At 29.0% G+C, this 17,094-nt stretch carries 16 protein-coding genes and 1 riboswitch; of the genes, 8 read left to right on the top strand and 8 right to left on the bottom strand.

All coding sequences use genetic code 11. From position 1 onward, the window contains the following. The 7 genes from galT (at position 1) to ACKU4C_RS13200 (ending at position 8,865) form a co-directional block, all read left to right on the top strand. Complete coding sequence (gene galT / locus ACKU4C_RS13230) at positions 1-999, top strand: galactose-1-phosphate uridylyltransferase (RefSeq protein WP_321312745.1); 999 nt, start codon at positions 1-3, stop codon at positions 997-999. After that, positions 996-2,423, top strand: coding sequence for a glycogen/starch synthase (locus tag ACKU4C_RS13225; protein ID WP_321312743.1), 1,428 nt, complete (start codon positions 996-998; stop codon positions 2,421-2,423). Before galT ends, ACKU4C_RS13225 begins: the two co-directional genes overlap by 4 nt. Positions 2,424-2,434: 11 nt before the next feature. Continuing rightward, positions 2,435-4,078, top strand: coding sequence for an alpha-glucan family phosphorylase (gene glgP, locus ACKU4C_RS13220; protein WP_321312742.1), 1,644 nt, complete (start codon positions 2,435-2,437; stop codon positions 4,076-4,078). A gap of 22 nt (positions 4,079-4,100) precedes the next feature. Then, positions 4,101-5,717, top strand: coding sequence for a phosphoglucomutase, alpha-D-glucose phosphate-specific (locus tag ACKU4C_RS13215; RefSeq protein WP_321312741.1), 1,617 nt, complete (start codon positions 4,101-4,103; stop codon positions 5,715-5,717). A gap of 61 nt (positions 5,718-5,778) precedes the next feature. Then, the gene (locus ACKU4C_RS13210) at positions 5,779-6,429 is read left to right on the top strand and encodes a DUF4912 domain-containing protein (protein WP_321312739.1); all 651 of its coding nucleotides are present in this window, start codon (positions 5,779-5,781) and stop codon (positions 6,427-6,429) included. Further along, a complete protein-coding gene (locus tag ACKU4C_RS13205) occupies positions 6,422-8,008 on the top strand; it encodes a 1,4-alpha-glucan branching protein domain-containing protein (RefSeq protein ID WP_321312737.1) in 1,587 nt (528 codons plus the stop codon). The genes ACKU4C_RS13210 and ACKU4C_RS13205 overlap by 8 nt, the downstream gene beginning before the upstream one ends. Before the next feature lie 11 nt (positions 8,009-8,019). Continuing rightward, entirely contained in the window at positions 8,020-8,865 is an 846-nt protein-coding gene (locus tag ACKU4C_RS13200; protein ID WP_321312735.1) for a hypothetical protein, read from the top strand. 5 nt (positions 8,866-8,870) lie between these two features. Here the strand turns inward: ACKU4C_RS13200 and ACKU4C_RS13195 are convergent, their stop codons facing one another. From ACKU4C_RS13195 to ACKU4C_RS13160, 8 genes are all read right to left on the bottom strand, one after another. Beyond that, positions 8,871-9,290 carry a hypothetical protein gene (locus tag ACKU4C_RS13195; RefSeq protein ID WP_321312733.1) on the bottom strand — a complete coding sequence of 140 codons (420 nt, stop codon included), beginning with the start codon at positions 9,288-9,290 and terminating at the stop codon, positions 8,871-8,873. A gap of 1 nt (position 9,291) precedes the next feature. Continuing rightward, on the bottom strand, positions 9,292-10,719 hold the full coding sequence (locus ACKU4C_RS13190; RefSeq protein WP_321312731.1) for a Ni/Fe hydrogenase subunit alpha: 1,428 nt from the start codon (positions 10,717-10,719) through the stop codon (positions 9,292-9,294). Positions 10,720-10,730: 11 nt separating this feature from the next. Further along, complete coding sequence (locus tag ACKU4C_RS13185) at positions 10,731-11,276, bottom strand: hypothetical protein (RefSeq protein ID WP_321312729.1); 546 nt, start codon at positions 11,274-11,276, stop codon at positions 10,731-10,733. Then, positions 11,273-11,992, bottom strand: coding sequence for a bidirectional hydrogenase complex protein HoxU (gene hoxU / locus ACKU4C_RS13180; protein WP_321312727.1), 720 nt, complete (start codon positions 11,990-11,992; stop codon positions 11,273-11,275). The genes ACKU4C_RS13185 and hoxU overlap by 4 nt, the downstream gene beginning before the upstream one ends. Further along, positions 11,985-13,604 carry a NuoF family protein gene (locus tag ACKU4C_RS13175; protein WP_321312724.1) on the bottom strand — a complete coding sequence of 540 codons (1,620 nt, stop codon included), beginning with the start codon at positions 13,602-13,604 and terminating at the stop codon, positions 11,985-11,987. The genes hoxU and ACKU4C_RS13175 overlap by 8 nt, the downstream gene beginning before the upstream one ends. Beyond that, the gene (gene hoxE, locus ACKU4C_RS13170; protein ID WP_321312722.1) at positions 13,598-14,080 is read right to left on the bottom strand and encodes a bidirectional hydrogenase complex protein HoxE; all 483 of its coding nucleotides are present in this window, start codon (positions 14,078-14,080) and stop codon (positions 13,598-13,600) included. Before hoxE ends, ACKU4C_RS13175 begins: the two co-directional genes overlap by 7 nt. Before the next feature lie 243 nt (positions 14,081-14,323). After that, a complete protein-coding gene (locus ACKU4C_RS13165; RefSeq protein ID WP_321312720.1) occupies positions 14,324-14,551 on the bottom strand; it encodes a hypothetical protein in 228 nt (75 codons plus the stop codon). A gap of 44 nt (positions 14,552-14,595) precedes the next feature. Next, a riboswitch (cyclic di-GMP riboswitch) is annotated at positions 14,596-14,670 on the bottom strand. Between the two features lie 61 nt (positions 14,671-14,731). Further along, positions 14,732-14,944, bottom strand: coding sequence for a hypothetical protein (locus ACKU4C_RS13160; RefSeq protein WP_321312718.1), 213 nt, complete (start codon positions 14,942-14,944; stop codon positions 14,732-14,734). A gap of 194 nt (positions 14,945-15,138) precedes the next feature. Here ACKU4C_RS13160 and ACKU4C_RS13155 point away from each other — a divergent pair, with 194 nt between their 5' ends. Then, positions 15,139-17,058 carry a cache domain-containing protein gene (locus tag ACKU4C_RS13155; protein WP_321312716.1) on the top strand — a complete coding sequence of 640 codons (1,920 nt, stop codon included), beginning with the start codon at positions 15,139-15,141 and terminating at the stop codon, positions 17,056-17,058. Positions 17,059-17,094: the final 36 nt, after the last annotated feature.

The raw sequence follows: 17,094 nt of genomic DNA, 5'->3' as shown, positions 1-17,094 counted from the left end.
GTGTCAGAGTTTAGATATTGTAAATTAGCAAGAGAATGGACACTTTTCGCTCCTGAACGGCTTAAGAGACCAAAAGATTTAAACAATAAAAAGGATATATATCTTGGTGAAATAATACATGATAAATGTCCTTTTGATTTAGAAAGAGAGGAGTTTACTCCCCATGAAATTGCAAGGGTTTCACAAGATGGAAAATGGAAATGCAGAGTCGTACCTAATCTATATAATGCTTTATCAATAGATATTCCCTTTCAATCAACTAGAGACAGTTTTTTTGAAAAATCAAGTGGTTTTGGGGCTCATGAAGTTGTAATAGAAACACCAAATCATGATAAGCAAATCTGGAATTACGATTTTAATGATTTAATAAACTATTTTACAATATTGCAAAGTAGGGTTATAAATTTAAAAAATGATGATAGGTTAGCCTATTTGTCTATTTTTAAAAACCAAGGTGAAGATGCTGGTGCTTCAATGTCCCATTCCCATTCTCAAATTATGGGATTGCCTTTTTTACCTAAAAAAATTAAAGAGAATGTAGAGTATCAAAAAGAGTATTTTGAAACCCATAATAGAGCATTATTTGATGATATCTTATATGAAGAGTTGAATTATGAGAAAAATATAATTGCACAGAATAGTGAATTTGTATTGTATTGTCCTTATGCATCACAGTTTGCCTTTGAAGTAAAAATTGTATCAAAGAAAAAATTAGCTTCTTTAAGTGAATTTAATAAAAGTGATTTAAGTGCTTTATGTGATATAACAAAAGAGTATTTCTCAAAATTTTATGCAGCATTAGGAGATATCTCTTTTAATATGATAATTAATAATGCTCCATATAAGGATTATGACGTAAATACAAAAAACTATTTTAGATTTAATATTGAAATAAAACCAAGAATTTATAAAGAGGCTGGATTTGAACAAAATACAGATATAAATATAAATGTAATATTGCCAGAAACGGCAGCAAAAATATACAAGGAGAGTAGATGAATATTCTATTTGCCGCAAGTGAAATATTCCCTTATGCAAAAACAGGAGGCTTAGCAGATGTGGCTCATGCGCTTCCTGAGTCATTAAGAGACGAAGGGCAAAAAGTTTATACTGTTATGCCTTTATATAATCAAGTTGATAGAGAAAAATATGAAATTATTTACAATGGGCTAACTTTTGACTATTGGCTTTTTGGTGTTAGACACCAGTTTGATATTTTTGAAAATAAAAACAATAGGGATGAACTTTTTATTTATAATCCAGTTTTATGTGATAGATGGGGATTGTACAATGATGATTTTGGTGATTTTGGTGATAACGCTTTAAGATTTGGACTTTTTTCATATGCTGTATTAGAAGTTATGATAAGGCTGAAACTAAAAATAGATGTTGTTCATGTAAATGATTGGCAAACTTCTTTAATCCCATTACTTATGAAAACTAGATACAAACTAAAACAAAAAACAGTTTTAACTATACATAATTTGGCCTATCAAGGGATTTTTCCTAAAAAAGTGATGGATGAATTGGAAATAGACTGGAAAAGTTGTTTTAAATTTGATGGTTTAGAGTATTTTGATAATGTAAATTTTTTAAAAGCAGGAATATCTTTTAGTGATAGTATTACAACAGTTAGTAAAACATATGCGCAAGAGATACAAACTCCAGCTTTTGGTGAAACATTAGATGAAACATTGAGAGTTAATAGTTATAAATTAAAAGGTATTGTAAATGGTATAAGTACTGAAGTATTTAGTCCTTCAAAAGATAAATTTATAGATAAAAATTTTTCAATAGATGAATATGGTGGAAAGTTAGAAAATAAAATAAATTTATGTAAAGAATTAGGTTTAAAAGATGACAAAAGAGCTCTTTTTATCTTTGTAGGAAGATTCACTTCTCAAAAAGGTGTTGATTTAATATTAGATGCAATTAGTTTATTCAAAACCTATGAAGCTAACTTTGTTATCTTAGGAAGTGGAGAAGATATTTATAATCATAGTTTTGGAAGCTTGGTAGGTGTATATGATAATATTCATATAAAAATAGGTTATGACGAAGCTTTTAGTAGAAAACTTTATGCTAGTGCAGATTTTTTATTGATGCCTTCACTTTTTGAACCTTGTGGTTTAAATCAAATGATTGCTATGGAATATGGAGTTCTTCCCCTTGTATCAAAAACTGGTGGGTTAAAAGATACTGTGACAGATTTTACTGATATAAAAGATATTGAAAACTCTTCTTTAGGTTTAGGAATAACTTTTGATGAGTATAATCTTTTTTGGTTTAATCATGCACTTGCAAAGGCATTTTCTTTATATGGAAATAAAGACAAATTTGAAAGAATCTCTAAGCACAATATGGGTGTTGATAACTCATGGATCCATTCTGCTAAAGAGTATTTAAATCTATATAAATCATAAAAGGGATAAAAATGAGTTATTTACATAAATATGAGATTGACAAAAAGTATTCAAAAAGTGTTGCTTACTTTTCGATGGAGTTTGCAATCCATCAAGCTTTAAAAATTTATTCAGGTGGTTTAGGATTCCTTGCAGGTTCACATATGAGAAGTGCTTACGATTTAAAACAAAATCTTGTTGGTATAGGGATGTTGTGGAGTTATGGTTATTATGACCAAAATAGAGATGAAGATAGATATTTGAAAATTGAGTTTAGAAGAAAAAGATACTATTTTTTAGAAGATTTAAATATAACTGTAAGTGTAGATATAAATGGAAAACCTGTTTATGTACGAGCATATTTAGTACCAAGTGAACTATTTAACAGTGCTCCTTTAATTCTTTTATCTACAGATATTCCAGAAAATGATTATTTATCAAGAACTATTACCCATAAGCTTTATGACTCAAATACAGAAACTAGAATTGCACAAGAGATTATATTGGGAATTGGTGGTACAAAAGTATTAGAGGAGTTGAAATATAATCCTGATGTTTATCATATGAATGAAGGGCACTCTTTGCCAATGGCTTTTGAATTATATAAAAAATTTAAAGATATAGAAGAGGTTAAAAAAAGAGTTGTCTTTACTACTCATACCCCTGAGGCAGCAGGAAATGAAGAGCATGATATAAATCTTTTAAATAAAATGGGATTTTTTAGTGAAACTTCATTAGAAGAGGTTAGAACTATAACAGGTGTTGAGGGTGAAAAATTTTCATTAACTGTAGGGGCTTTAAAAATCTCAAAGATTGCTAATGGTGTTTCAAAAATCCATAGTGATGTTGCAAATGAGATGTGGAATTTTGTAGATGAAAGATGCGATATTATATCTATTACTAATGCACAAAATAGAAAATATTGGACTGATAAAGGCTTATTGAAAGCTTTAGATGAACATGAAGATTTTGAACTAGAAGCTAGAAAAAAGCACTTAAAAAGATTGCTTTTTGATGAGGTGGCAAATCAAACAGGAAAGATGTTTGATCCTGATATTTTGACTATAGTTTGGGCGAGAAGATTTGCTGAATATAAAAGACCTGGCTTATTAAAGCACGATTTGCAAAGATTTGAAAATATGATAAATAATCAAAAATACCCTATTCAAATTGTATGGGCAGGGAAACCTTATCCCTTTGATGCACAAGCAATAAATATTTTTAATGAATTAAATTATATGGCAAGATCGTACAAAAATATTGCAGTATTGATTGGGTATGAATTAGATCTTTCAATGAAACTAAAAAAAGGATCTGATATTTGGCTTAATACTCCACGAGTTACAAGGGAAGCTAGTGGTACAAGTGGTATGAGTGCTGCAATGAATGGAGCGATTAATTTATCTATTGCTGATGGTTGGCATCCAGAATTTTGTAGAGAAGGGATTAACTCTTTTACAATTCCAACAGAGGGAAGAGGTCTATCAATAGAAGAACAAGATAGATTAGATAATAAAAACTTGATGGACACTTTAGAAAATAAAATTATACCTTTATATTATGATAATAAAAAAGAATGGTTAAATGTGAAGAAAAACTCAATTTCAGATGTAATACCAGCCTTTGATTCGGGAAGAATGGTACATGAGTATTATACGTTAATGTATAATAAATAGAAAACAAAAGGAGTAAATAGTAATGGGGATAAATAAATTTGCAGGAAAAAAGGCACCAAAAGAGATTTTAGAAAATATACCAAAATTAATAAGTGATTATTATGTAAAGGTTCCAGATGTAGAAAATCCAGCACATCTAGTTAGCTTTGGAACTTCTGGTCATAGGGGGAGTGCTTCGAAAAACAGTTTTAATGAAGAGCATATCTTAGCGATGGCTCAAGCAGTTGCAGAGTACCATTTAGAAAAAAAACATAGTCAACTTTTTTTAGGTATGGATACACACGCTTTATCAATTCCAGCCCATAGAACTACTCTTGAAGTTTTAGCTGCTAATGGTATTAAAACATATTATGCAAAAGATTTTGAATATACTCCAACTCCAGTAATCTCTCATGCAATTTTAACCCATGAGAATAGTGATGGAATTGTAATAACTCCTTCACACAATCCTCCTAGTGATGGTGGGTTTAAATATAATTTTAATGATGGTGGACCAGCAGATGAGACTATTACAAAAGTTATTGAACAAAGAGCAAATGAGATTTTAAAAAATGATTTAGAAGATATTAGAGTAATGGATTTAGATGAAGCATTAGAAACAGGTTTTCTAATTGAATATGACTATATAACTCCATATGTAGAAGATTTGAAAAATGTAATTGATATGGATGCCATAAAAGATGCAAATCTTAAAATTGGTGCTGATGCAATGGGCGGTTCAGGGATGGCTTTTTATAGAGCTATAAAAGAGAAGTATAATTTAAATATGGAAATATTTAATGATACTGCCGATTTCACATTTTCATTTATGCATTGTGATAAAGATGGAAAAATAAGAATGGATTGTTCTTCCTCATACGCAATGGCAGGATTAATTGATTTAAAAGATCAATTTGATATTGCCTTTGGAAATGATACTGATTTTGATAGACATGGGATTGTAACTAAAAGTAAAGGTTTATTAAATCCTAATCATTATCTATCTGTAGTGATTGATTATTTATCAAGAAATAGAGAATTTGATGGTTTAGGTGTTGGGAAAACTTTAGTTAGTAGTTCAATGATAGATAGAGTTGTAAAAGATAATGGTAAAAAAGTATTTGAAACACCAGTAGGATTCAAATGGTTTGTTAAACCTTTTATCAAAAAAGAGATATTTTTTGGTGGTGAGGAGAGTGCAGGGGCATCTTTTTTAAGAAAAAATGGTGAAGTTTGGAGTACAGATAAAGATGGGATTATTTTAAATCTTTTAGCAGCAGAAATTTTAGCAAAAACAAAAAAAGATCCAGGTGAATATTACGATTCTTTAATTGAAAAATTTGGAGAACCTGTTTATGGAAGATTAGATGCACCAGCAAATGTACAACAAAAACAAGCATTAAAAGAATTAAAACCTGAAGATATCAAACAAGATACTTTAGCTGGAGAGAAGATTGAAAATATCATAACTAAAGCTGATAATGGAGCAAAAATAGGTGGTTTAAAAGTTGTTTCTCAAAATGGATGGTTCGCAATAAGACCTTCTGGTACGGAGGATATATATAAAATCTATGCAGAAAGCTTTAAAGGTGCAGATCATTTAAAGTTAATTCAAGAAGAAGCACAAGAGATTGCAAATAGTATATTTAGTAATCTTTAATAACCAAAAATGTATGCGAATTCTTGTATAATAAAAAAATATATTAATATTAGGAAAAATTATGAAAATAGATTCAGAAAATTTGATAAAAGAGAGTTTAAAAAACGAAAATGATTTTTCTAGTGCTTCTCATGTAATAGATAATTTTGCCTCAGAGGTGAAAAATACTGAAGTAGAATTTGAAATACCTAATAGATATAATAAAGATACTTTACGGATAATATTAGTAAATACAGAAAAGTATTTTGTATATTGGGAAGTTAGTGATAAAACTTTAGACGATGAAAAAATTAATTTAGAGAATGAAAAATTGTTTTTTAAAATTGATGATATAGATGGAAATGAATTATATAGTTTTGATTCTTCTTTTGCTTTAGGAGATTATTATATAAATTCAAAATTTGAAAATATGGATATTCTAGTTAGAGTGGGTGTTATAGAAAATGGAAAATTTAAAGAATTATTTTGCTCAAACGTAATCCATACATTCTCTTCAAAAATAAACTTTCCTAGCCAAGATGAATATGAAGCCTTATTAAGCAAAGGATACAGTTGGAGTGAAATAATAAGAACAACAGTTGAACACTTTGATTCTGCAGGATCATCATCAAAGTATATAGAAGAGTTAGAGAGATTAAAAACATTTATAAAACAAAATGAAAAAGATAAAATATCTTCTTCAACAAACCTAAAAGGAAATATTGATGGTTAAAGGTTACTGGGTTCCAGTTTTACATTCACATTTACCCTTTGTAAAACACCCGAAATATGAAAATTTTTTAGAAGAACATTGGTTATTTGAAGCTATCACAGAATGTTATATTCCCCTTTTAAAAAGATTAAAAAAGCTTGAAGATGATGGTATTGATTTTAAGCTTACAACGTCAGTTACTCCACCTTTAGCTGAGATGTTATCAGATGAACATCTAATGGGCAAATATAGAAAATATTTAGATACTCATATTGAACTTGGAGATAAAGAGATAGAAAGAACTATAAATGATGAACATTTCCATTCAATTGCGAATTTTTATAAAGAAACATTTATTGAAATAAAAGAGTTTTTTGAAGGTTTCTTAGATGGAAATGTATTAAATGGATATAAACATTTTTACTATAATGGAAGTTTAGAGGTGATTACTTGCGGGGCAACCCATGGGTATCTGCCTATTTTAAGTGTAAATGAACATGCGGTTAGAACTCAAATTGATATAGCTGTAAAAGCTCACAAAAAACATTTTGGGAAACATCCAAATGGAATTTGGCTTCCTGAGTGTGCATATTATGATGGTTTAGATAAGATTTTAAATGAAAAAGGGATCAAGTTTTTTATTGTAGATTCTCATGCTTTAACCTATGGAAGACCAACTTCATTAAATGGAGTTTATTCTCCAACCTATACACCAAATGCAGTTGCAGCTTTTGGTAGGGATTCTCAATCATCAAAACAAGTATGGAGTTCAAAAGAGGGATATCCTGGTGATTTTAATTATAGAGACTTTTATAGGGATATTGGTTATGACTTAGATTTTGATTATATAAAACCTTATATTAATCCAGATGGAATAAGAGTATTTACTGGTTTTAAATATCATAAAATCACAGGAACAACAGACTATAAAGAGGTTTATAACCCTTGGGTTGCTTTGGAAAAAACAAAAGAACATGCAAAAGATTTTCATTGTCATAGGGAACAACAGTTTGACCATTTAAGTAAACTTATGGACAGAACACCAATGGTTGTTTCACCTTACGATGCGGAGCTTTTTGGTCATTGGTGGTTTGAAGGTCCTGAGTTTTTATCAAATATGTTTAGAGAGATTGATAAAAATAAAACAATAAAAGCAGTTACTCCAATGGAGTATTTAAATATGTATCCAAAAAATCAAATTGTAAACCCAAACCCTTCTTCTTGGGGAGACAAGGGCTATTATGATGTATGGCTAAATGAAGGAAATGATTGGATTTATAGACATCTTCATGAGATGGCAGATGTTATGGAAGCTAAAGCAAAAGAGTATTTTCACACAAGTGATGAAAATATCTCAAGAGTTTTAACTCAAATGTTAAGGGAACTACTTTTAGCACAAAGTAGTGACTGGGCTTTTTTGATGACAACAGCAACAGCAACAGAATATAGTGAGAAAAGAACAAAAGAGCATATATCAAATTTTAATGAATTACTTGGTATGATAAACAGCAATAACATAGATTTTGAAAAGGTAAATTCTTTAGAGAATAAAAACTCTATATTTGATTTTATTGATTTTAGAATATTTATTACAAGTTAAGGTAAATTATAATGATAGCTGTTTTTAATGCGATAACAAATATTGCAGAAGATATAGAAAAAAATGTATTTGTAAATTGTGAAAGCTTTTTAGAAAGAGGTCTTTCTGATAAACAGATGCACGACAGTGTACATAAATACTGTTCAGAGGTTATACAAAGAGAACTAAAAAAAGTAAAATCTGTACATGGTTTTATTGGTAAAGATAAAAAAGAGTATACAACAATTAATGAGAGTGGAAAATATAAAATAAGTTATGTTGCAATAGACAACTTAGATTTATTGGATGTGAATTTTTCACTCGGTTCAATTTTTGGTATTTATGAATCTCATATGGATGCATTTCACCTTAAAGCTGCGATGTATATAACATATGGACCAACTTTTCAATTAGTGTTTGCTTCAAAAACAGAAGGGGTTATTTATTTCTCTTTTGAAGATGGAGAGTTTATTGAACAAGAGCCTCTTCTTTTAGCAAATGAGGGTAGAATTAACTCTACGGCTGGTCTTGTACCTGAGTGGAGTGAAGAGCACAAGCAATTAGTTAATAGCTTTTTTAACAAAGGATATAGACTAAGATTTTCAGATTCTTTATCTTTAGATACACATCAAATATTGTTTAAAAAAGGTGGAGTATATACTTCTCCTTCAACTAAATCTTTCCCTGATGGTAAGTTAGAAGTTATATTTGAGGCTTTCCCTATTTCATATATAATAGAGCAAGCAGGTGGTAGAGCAATTAGTAAAAAAGGAAGAATTCTTGATATGACTTCTGTTGAAATTGGTCAAAAAACACCTATATATTTTGGTTCGACAAAAGAGATTCAAGCAGTTGAAGACTCTTTTTTAAATAGTTAACTTTTTTAGTTAACTATTTGAAGAGACTTTATGGTCTCTTTTATACATCTCTCATAATTTTTTTTATTTTGAATTTCATTAAAACTGTTTGTTAACATTGAAAAAACTTCATAAGTTGGATTTTTACTATAAAGTTCTTTTATCATATACATTAGTGTTTTAATACTTATTTGATGGGAAAGAGAGTTTGATGAGTGATTATCTAAAGCACAAGCAAGTTTATATTGATTGTCTATGCAATAAGAGGCATCAATAAATATAATTTTTTTTGCATCTTTTAATTCTAAAGATAATTCAGGGGTTAGTTGAAAAGTTGATATAAGTTTTGTATTGGGAAGTTGTAGCTTTTGAAGTTTAGCTATTACATCTACTCCAAAAGCATCTTCTCCCCTTAATTCATTGCCAAAACCAACTATTATTAGCAATTTATCCTCTTTTTATATTTTCTATAATATTTTTATTAAAATCTCTTATCTCAATATTTGAAGAGATTACTCCTAAAGCATGGGTTGAACAACTTAAACAAGGGTCAAAACATCTAATAACAGCTTCGACTCTATTTAAATCCCCATCTCTTATATCTTTACCATCAACAAAAGTTTGGGCAACTTGTTTTACACCTTGATTCATAGCAAGATTGTTATTCCCTGTTGCAATTATTAGATTTACTCCTGTGATTACTCCATTATTATCAGATTTATAATCATGGAATAAAGTACCTCTTGGTGCTTCTGAACAACCTACTCCTTGATTTCTGTTAATACTTGCATAGGCTCTTATTTGTGAATCTAGTGTTTGTTCTTCATTTAATAACTCTTCTATTCTTTCTATTGCATAGATAATTTCAATTAGTCTTGCATAATGGTAATAAAATGAATTTAACACAGGTTTTCCATTGTTTAGGTTTTTAAATCTTTCAAATTCAATATCTGCTAAATATGTTCCACATCTATTTGCAATATTTAATCTAGCAAGGGGTCCAACTCTATACATTCCTTCTTTATAACCTAATGGCTTATAATATGGAGATTTTAGAAAACTATCCTCTTCAACAGCTTCTCCAATATAATCTTTATAATCTTTTGGGTCAATTTTTTCTTCTAGAATATTTCCTTGGCTATCAATAAATTTTAAAAATCCATCATAGTGCTCAAGTTTTCCCTTTTTACTTACAATAGACATAAATAGTGATGGAAAATTTGCAAAAGAGTTTATCTCTTTCTCAAATTTATGCAGACTTTGAATATAATATTTAAGTGTATTTTGGGCTATATCCATTGCTTCAGGAATTTGAGCTAAGATACTCTCTTTTGTTTCTTTGGTAATCTCATGACTTACTCCACCTGGAACAATCCATGTTGGATGGATTCTTTTTCCCCCAAGAGTTTCAATAATTTTTTGACCAAAAGCTCTTAGTTTAATTCCATCTTTTGCCATTTCTGGATTAGTTTGCATAAGTTTAAATATATTTCTATCTTCTGGTTTTGCATCAAATCCATAAACAAAATCTGGACTACTAAGATGATAAAAGTTTAAAGCATGTGATTGAACTATTTGAGCTAAGTTTATAATTCTTCTTAAGTTCCTAGCTGCTTTTGGTGGCCGAACTGCCAAAAGGTTATCACAAGCTTTTGATGAAGCTATAGCATGACTTACAGGACATATACCACATGTTCTAGCTGTAAGTGCTGGCATTTCTGTATAAGGTCTTCCTTCACAAATTTTTTCAAATCCCCTATATTGAGTTACATGTATTCTTGCATCCTCAACCTCTTTTTTTTCATTTAAATCTATTGTGATTTTAGCATGACCCTCTATTCTTGTTACTGGACTTATAACTATTTTCTCACCCATTCTTAATCCTTTTATATACCAAATCTTGTGTATTTGCTAACATCAACTTCAATTCCATTTATAAGCCCTTTTAACACTTCATAAATAGCATTTGCAGGAGTTGGACAACCTGGTACAAAATAGTCAACATCCACAGCTTCATTTAGGGGTATAACTTTTTCTAAAAGTTTAGGAACAATTTTATCTGGATATTTCCCTTTATTTAAATCAGCTAAATCAAAATATCCTTTTTCTAATGCCGCATCTGTACCTGCAAGATTTTTTAATGTGGATACATTTCCTGTAATTGCACAATCTCCAAGGGCTAATATTTTTTTAGAATTTTTTCTTATTGTATTTATAATCTTTAAATCATGGTCTGTACTTATTGCTCCTTCAACAATAAAAAGGTCGATATTTTTTGGTACCTCTTTTGCATCAACATATGGGCTATAAACAACATCCATATATTCAGCTAATTCAATAATTCTTTCATCCATATCTAAAAAAGACATATGACAACCAGAGCATCCATCAAGCCATATTGTTCCAACTCTAATTTTTTCAGTATCTATCATTTGTTTTTCCTTGCTTGAATTAGATTTGTTACTATATTTTTCTTTTTAACCATCTCTGTTGCACTTAGACCTTTTTCAAAAAGTGAACCTGTTGGGCAAACTTGAACACATTTTCCACAACTTGTACAACTTTCACTATCAGCCCATGGTTCATCCATATCATGGATGATTTTTGAATCTATCCCCCGTCCAAATAAATCAAGGGCATGGGCTCCTTCTACTTCATCACAAACTCTAATACATCTTGTACAAAGAATACATCTATTTGGGTCGTAAACATAATCTTTATGTGAAGCATCTATTTCAAAGTTTTTATGAATATATGGCACATGACTATGTTCAAGTCCTAACTCAATAGCTTGATCTTGTAGTTCACAATGACCATTTGAAACACAAACACTGCAAGTGTGGGTTCTTTCTGCAAAAATCATTGATAAAACCATTTTTCTATGGGATTGAAGTTTTTCTGAATTTGTAGTAACTTCCATCCCCTCTTTTATCTTTGAAGTACATGCAGGAACTAAACCTTTTGCTCCTTTTACTTCAACCATACACATCCTACATGAACCTACACTACTTAATCCCTCTAAATAACATAGTGTTGGGATTTTTATGCCATGCTCATTTGCAACTTCTAAAATTGTAGCATCAGATCTTCCTGTAACATCAACTTCATCAATTTTGAATGTTTTAACCCTAACTTTATCTTTAAGCATCTTTAATCCCCTCTAAATATTCTTCTTCGAAATATTTTATTGTACTTAATACTGGATTTGGTGCTGTTTGACCAAGTCCACAAAGACTGGTGTCTTGTACAACTTCACACATATTTTTTAGAAGTTCAAAATCACTTTTTGTTGCATCTTTTTTTATAAATTTATCTAATAGATTTGTTAATTCTGAAGTTCCCACTCTACATGGAACACATTTTCCACAAGATTCACTTTGACAAAATTCCATAAAAAATCTTGCAACTTCAACCATATTAGAACTGTCATCCATAACAATAAGCCCACCACTACCCATGATAGAGCCTATTGATTTTAATGATTCATAATCAACTGGTATATCAAGAAGTTCTTCAGGAATACATCCTCCACTTGGACCTCCTGTTTGAATAGCTTTTAACTTTTTCCCTTCATTTAAGCCTCCACCAACATCGTAAATTAATTCCCTTAGTGTAATTCCCATAGGGACTTCAACTAAACCGGTATTTTTAATATGACCTGTTAAGGCAAAAACTTTTGTTCCAGGAGATTTCTCAGTTCCAATACTTTTGAACCATTCTCCACCATTTCTTATTATAGGAGTAATATTTGCAAATGTTTCCACATTGTTTAACACAGTAGGAGACTTCCATAAACCATAATCACTTAAGTGTGGAGGCTTTTGTCTTGGATTCCCTCTATTCCCTTCTATTGAAGCAACTAAAGCTGTTGCTTCACCACATACGAATGCTCCTCCACCTAATCGTACTTCAATATCAAAACTAAAACCACTATCTGCAATTTGGTTTCCAAGAATTCCCTTTTTTCTGGCTTGTTTAATTGCTTTATTTAATTTTTGTACAGCAATTGGATACTCTGCCCTTACATATATAAAGCCCTTTGTTGCTCCACAAGCATAACCAGCCAATGCCATGCCCTCTATAATCTTATGTGGATCAGCTTCCATTATTGCTCTATCCATGAAAGCACCAGGATCTCCCTCATCCCCATTACATATAATATATTTTTGTTGGGCATCAACTTTTGATACAGTTTCCCATTTTAATCCAGTAGGGTATCCACCACCACCTCTACCTCTTAATCCAGATATTTTTATCTCATTTATAACATCTTGAGGTGACATATCTTCTAATGCAGTATATAATCCTAAGTATCCATCATAGGCAATATAGTCATCAATATCATCAGGGTCTACAATACCCGCATTTTCTAAAACAATTTTCTTTTGTCTTGTAAAAAAACTTTGTGTAACATCACATTTTTTTTTCTTTATTGGTGTTTGTTTATTAAGGGTTTCAATAAAACTATTTGAGTCCGTAGCACTTATTTTACTATAAATTGATGCGGAGTCTTTTACTTTGTGGTAATGTGAAACCATAATTGCTTCAGAGCATAAACCATTGCATCCAACCCCCTTTACTTTGCATCTTTCATCTAAACCATTATCTTTTATCTCTTTTTTTAAATCTTTTAGAAGTTCTTCTGAACCTAAAGAACAGCAACCACTACCAACACAAACTCTTAATTCTTCATGGGAATTTCTTTTTAAATCTCTTTTTTCTTGAGCAAGTTTTTTTAAATTTTCTAATGAATCTAACATTTTATTAACTCCTCAGCTTCAATAATTGATTGATCAACATCTAGATGACCAACAGACTTATTATCATAAATAGCAATAGGTGCCAATGAACATGCCCCAACACATCTAGCACTAATTAGAGAAACCAAATTATCTTTTGTAGTTTCTCCTGCTTTTATTTTAAATCTTTGTTCAAGTCTTTCAAGTATTTTATTTGCATTTTTTATATAGCAGGCTGTACCCATGCAAACAACTATTGTATGTTTTCCTTTAGGTTTTAGTCTAAAGTAATGGTAAAATGTTGCAACACCATATACTTTTGAAAAAGGTATTTTAAGCCTTCTTGCAATGAATTTCAACGTTTCATTTTCAAGATAACCAAAACTTTCTTGTGCAGTATGTAATGTCTCAATTAGCGCACTTCTATCATAATTTAATTTTTTCATGGTCTTTTCAACCATCTTGTAACGGGAATCATTAGGTATAGTTGCTAACAAAGTAAATCCTTTCATGATTTAATTTATATATTATATATAGTTTAGGTTTCAATAATATTACGAATATGTATATTTATTATAAATAGTTTATATTTTAATAAGCTTAAGTGAATTTTAGATTTTTAATAATGTAAATTTTAAAAAAAGTGTTTATTATAAGTAAAACTTATGGAATATTAAGGATAAATTTATATAAATAGCGTTATTATTTCCTTGATTAATTTCATGCATATCTAATGAGTATCATAAGTAACTCTTATGGTACTCTTTTTTTTGTATTGATATAAGTGCAAAATCCCACACTAAATTTATTACTAATCCTAGAAAAAAAGCTACTAATACATTTATATTAAAGATTTCTCTTTCTTTAACAACATTTAAAACTATTGTACTTAGAGGTAAACTCCAAATGAAAAAATAGATACAAAGAATTTTAATAGAAACTTTTACTTGAGGTTTAATAGTATACATTTTTTACTCCTTAATTTAGGAGTCTCAAAGAGGGCATAAATAAAATGTGCAACCCGACTATCTACTTGAGACTCGTGGCTTTCCGTCCCTAAATCGCTTTAGGTTTGGCAAGTTTTTTGTTAGTTTATCAAAAAAAATTATTTTTGTAAAGAAAATATTATAAAAATGGTAATTTTTTTATTATTTTATATATTTAGTATAAAAATATATATGAGGACAAGACTCTTTTATCTGTACAGTTTTTTGTTCAATTTTATTAGAAATTAAATTGCAAGTTTGAAGATTGTTTTTAGAAGGATTTGAAAGTAATAATCCTGAACAAAGAGTATATACATCTTGTAAGTTTGTAATTTCATTTGCAATTAAATAATATGCAATTACTTCATCTTTCATTTTGTAGTGTAAGTAATTTGATGCTAAAACAGTTAGTGTTATAACAATTAATATAGGTAATAATATTAATTTTATTGTCTTTTTTATAGTGTTTCCTTTTTTATAATTTTTAATTAATTTACCAAAAAAGTAATAATAATTTCCTGATTTCAGGATTTTAATATTATAATTGATTATTAAAGGTAGCTATTATCATGAAATCAAAAAATGAAAAACAACTTTTAAAACTTATAAAATATACTCCATTGATACTGATTTTCCTTTTTTCTATTTTTGTTATCATTTTTACATATATTGATCAAAATGCAATTTTTCAAACAGAAAAAAATAGTATGAAAAAAGAATATATAACAATTAACAAAGAAAAAATTAAAGAGATTGTAAATAGAGCTTGCACTTATACTAATAAAACTTTTAATAACACAGAAAAAAAATTAAAAGAATCTTTAAAAAAAGAAGTTCTGAATGCACATGCTATTGCGATGAATATCTATAAACAAAATGCTGATAAATCAGAAGAAGATGTAAAAAAGATGATTATAAATGCACTAAGACCTATAAGATTTAATAAAACTAGAGGTTATCTATTTATTTATGAAACTGATGGGAAAAATATATTGAATGCTGGTTTCCCAAATCTTGAAGGGAAGTCTTTATGGAATTATCAAGATTTAAAAGGCACCTTTCTTTTACAGGAGATGAAAGAAATATTATCAAATAGTGATGAAACATTTTATGATTGGTATTGGGAAAAACCAGATGACAATGAGTCTAAAGAGGTTAAAAAGATAGGTTTTTTTAAAAAGTTTACTCCTTATAATTGGTTTATAGGTACAGGTGAATATTTAGAAGATTTTGAAGTAGATGTGAAAGAGAATATATTAACTTATTTAAGAGAATTGAGGTATGGGAAGAATGGGTATATTTTTGTATTTGATTATGATGGAAACTCATTAGTTCATTTAAATAAAAAAATTGAAAATAGAAATTATAAAGAGTTTAAGGAAAATAAACAAATGTATTCGATAGGGAAAAAAGTTGTAGATACTGGTAAAAAAGGGGAAAGTTTTTTGCAATATGAAGGGATATTTAATCCAAATAAAAAAAATTTATCAATGAAAACTGTATATATAAAAAATGTCCCTAATTTAAAATGGATAATAGGTACAGGTTTTTATGAAGATGAATTATATGAAAAAATAAATAATACACAAGAAAAATATGAAAAAAGATTTGAAAAATATATACAAGATATGTTAATTATTGCTTTGATATTAACTATAATTTTTTTATTTTTATCCATATATATTACTTCCTTATTAGAAAAAAAATTTATAACTTATAGAAAGGAAATTGACAAACATATTAAAGATAATACAAGGCAACAAAATATATTGGCATATCAATCAAGAATGGCAGGTATGGGAGAGATGATTGGAAATATTGCTCACCAATGGAGACAACCTTTATCAAATATATTAACGGTAACTAGTGGAATGAAGTTAAAAAAAGAGTTAGGGATTTTAGAAGATAAAGAGTTAAATGAATCTTTTGACCAAGTTGCAAATACTATTAAATATTTATCAGGTACAATTGATGATTTTAGGAACTTTTTTAAACCTGACAAAAAGTTTAAAAAGTGTTTAGCTCAAGATATATTTAAAAAAGTTATGACTCTACTTAGTGCTCAGTTTAAAGCCCATGATATTGAAATTGTTTCAAATATTGATTTTATAGAGTTTCAAACTATTGAAAATGAATTAATTCAAGTATTGATAAATATATTCAATAATGCAAAAGATGAATTACTTGATAAAGATAGTAAAAAATTAATTTTTATTGATATGTATGAGAAAGATAAAAAGATATTTATTAGTATAAAAGATAACGCAGGAGGAGTCCCTGAAAATATAAAAGATAAGATTTTTGAACCATACTTTACAACAAAAAAAGATAAACAGGGCACAGGAATAGGCTTATATATGAGTAAAGAAATAGTAGTTAAGCATTTAAAAGGAAAATTTTATTTAAATAATGAAACTTTTAAATATGATGAAAAACAATATAAAGGTGCAGTATTTACAATAGAATTAGATAAAGAAGAGGAGATATAAATAAACCTTTTTAGGGCTATATTAACTGTTTATTAA

It is taken from the genome of Halarcobacter sp. (assembly GCF_963676935.1).
GTDB lineage: Bacteria > Campylobacterota > Campylobacteria > Campylobacterales > Arcobacteraceae > Halarcobacter.
Note: the sequence above shows the minus strand (reverse complement) of the source record. Positions and strands in the feature narration are given on the sequence as shown.

Coding starts and splice junctions, on each gene's coding strand:
- ACKU4C_RS13225 (WP_321312743.1), top strand. CDS start 996: ATGAATATTCTATTTGCCGCAAGTGAAATATTCCCTTATGCAAAAACA.
- glgP (WP_321312742.1), top strand. CDS start 2,435: ATGAGTTATTTACATAAATATGAGATTGACAAAAAGTATTCAAAAAGT.
- ACKU4C_RS13215 (WP_321312741.1), top strand. CDS start 4,101: ATGGGGATAAATAAATTTGCAGGAAAAAAGGCACCAAAAGAGATTTTA.
- ACKU4C_RS13210 (WP_321312739.1), top strand. CDS start 5,779: ATGAAAATAGATTCAGAAAATTTGATAAAAGAGAGTTTAAAAAACGAA.
- ACKU4C_RS13205 (WP_321312737.1), top strand. CDS start 6,422: ATGGTTAAAGGTTACTGGGTTCCAGTTTTACATTCACATTTACCCTTT.
- ACKU4C_RS13200 (WP_321312735.1), top strand. CDS start 8,020: ATGATAGCTGTTTTTAATGCGATAACAAATATTGCAGAAGATATAGAA.
- ACKU4C_RS13190 (WP_321312731.1), bottom strand. CDS start 10,719: ATGGGTGAGAAAATAGTTATAAGTCCAGTAACAAGAATAGAGGGTCAT.
- ACKU4C_RS13185 (WP_321312729.1), bottom strand. CDS start 11,276: ATGATAGATACTGAAAAAATTAGAGTTGGAACAATATGGCTTGATGGA.
- hoxU (WP_321312727.1), bottom strand. CDS start 11,992: ATGCTTAAAGATAAAGTTAGGGTTAAAACATTCAAAATTGATGAAGTT.
- ACKU4C_RS13175 (WP_321312724.1), bottom strand. CDS start 13,604: ATGTTAGATTCATTAGAAAATTTAAAAAAACTTGCTCAAGAAAAAAGA.
- ACKU4C_RS13165 (WP_321312720.1), bottom strand. CDS start 14,551: ATGTATACTATTAAACCTCAAGTAAAAGTTTCTATTAAAATTCTTTGT.
- ACKU4C_RS13160 (WP_321312718.1), bottom strand. CDS start 14,944: ATGAAAGATGAAGTAATTGCATATTATTTAATTGCAAATGAAATTACA.
- ACKU4C_RS13155 (WP_321312716.1), top strand. CDS start 15,139: ATGAAATCAAAAAATGAAAAACAACTTTTAAAACTTATAAAATATACT.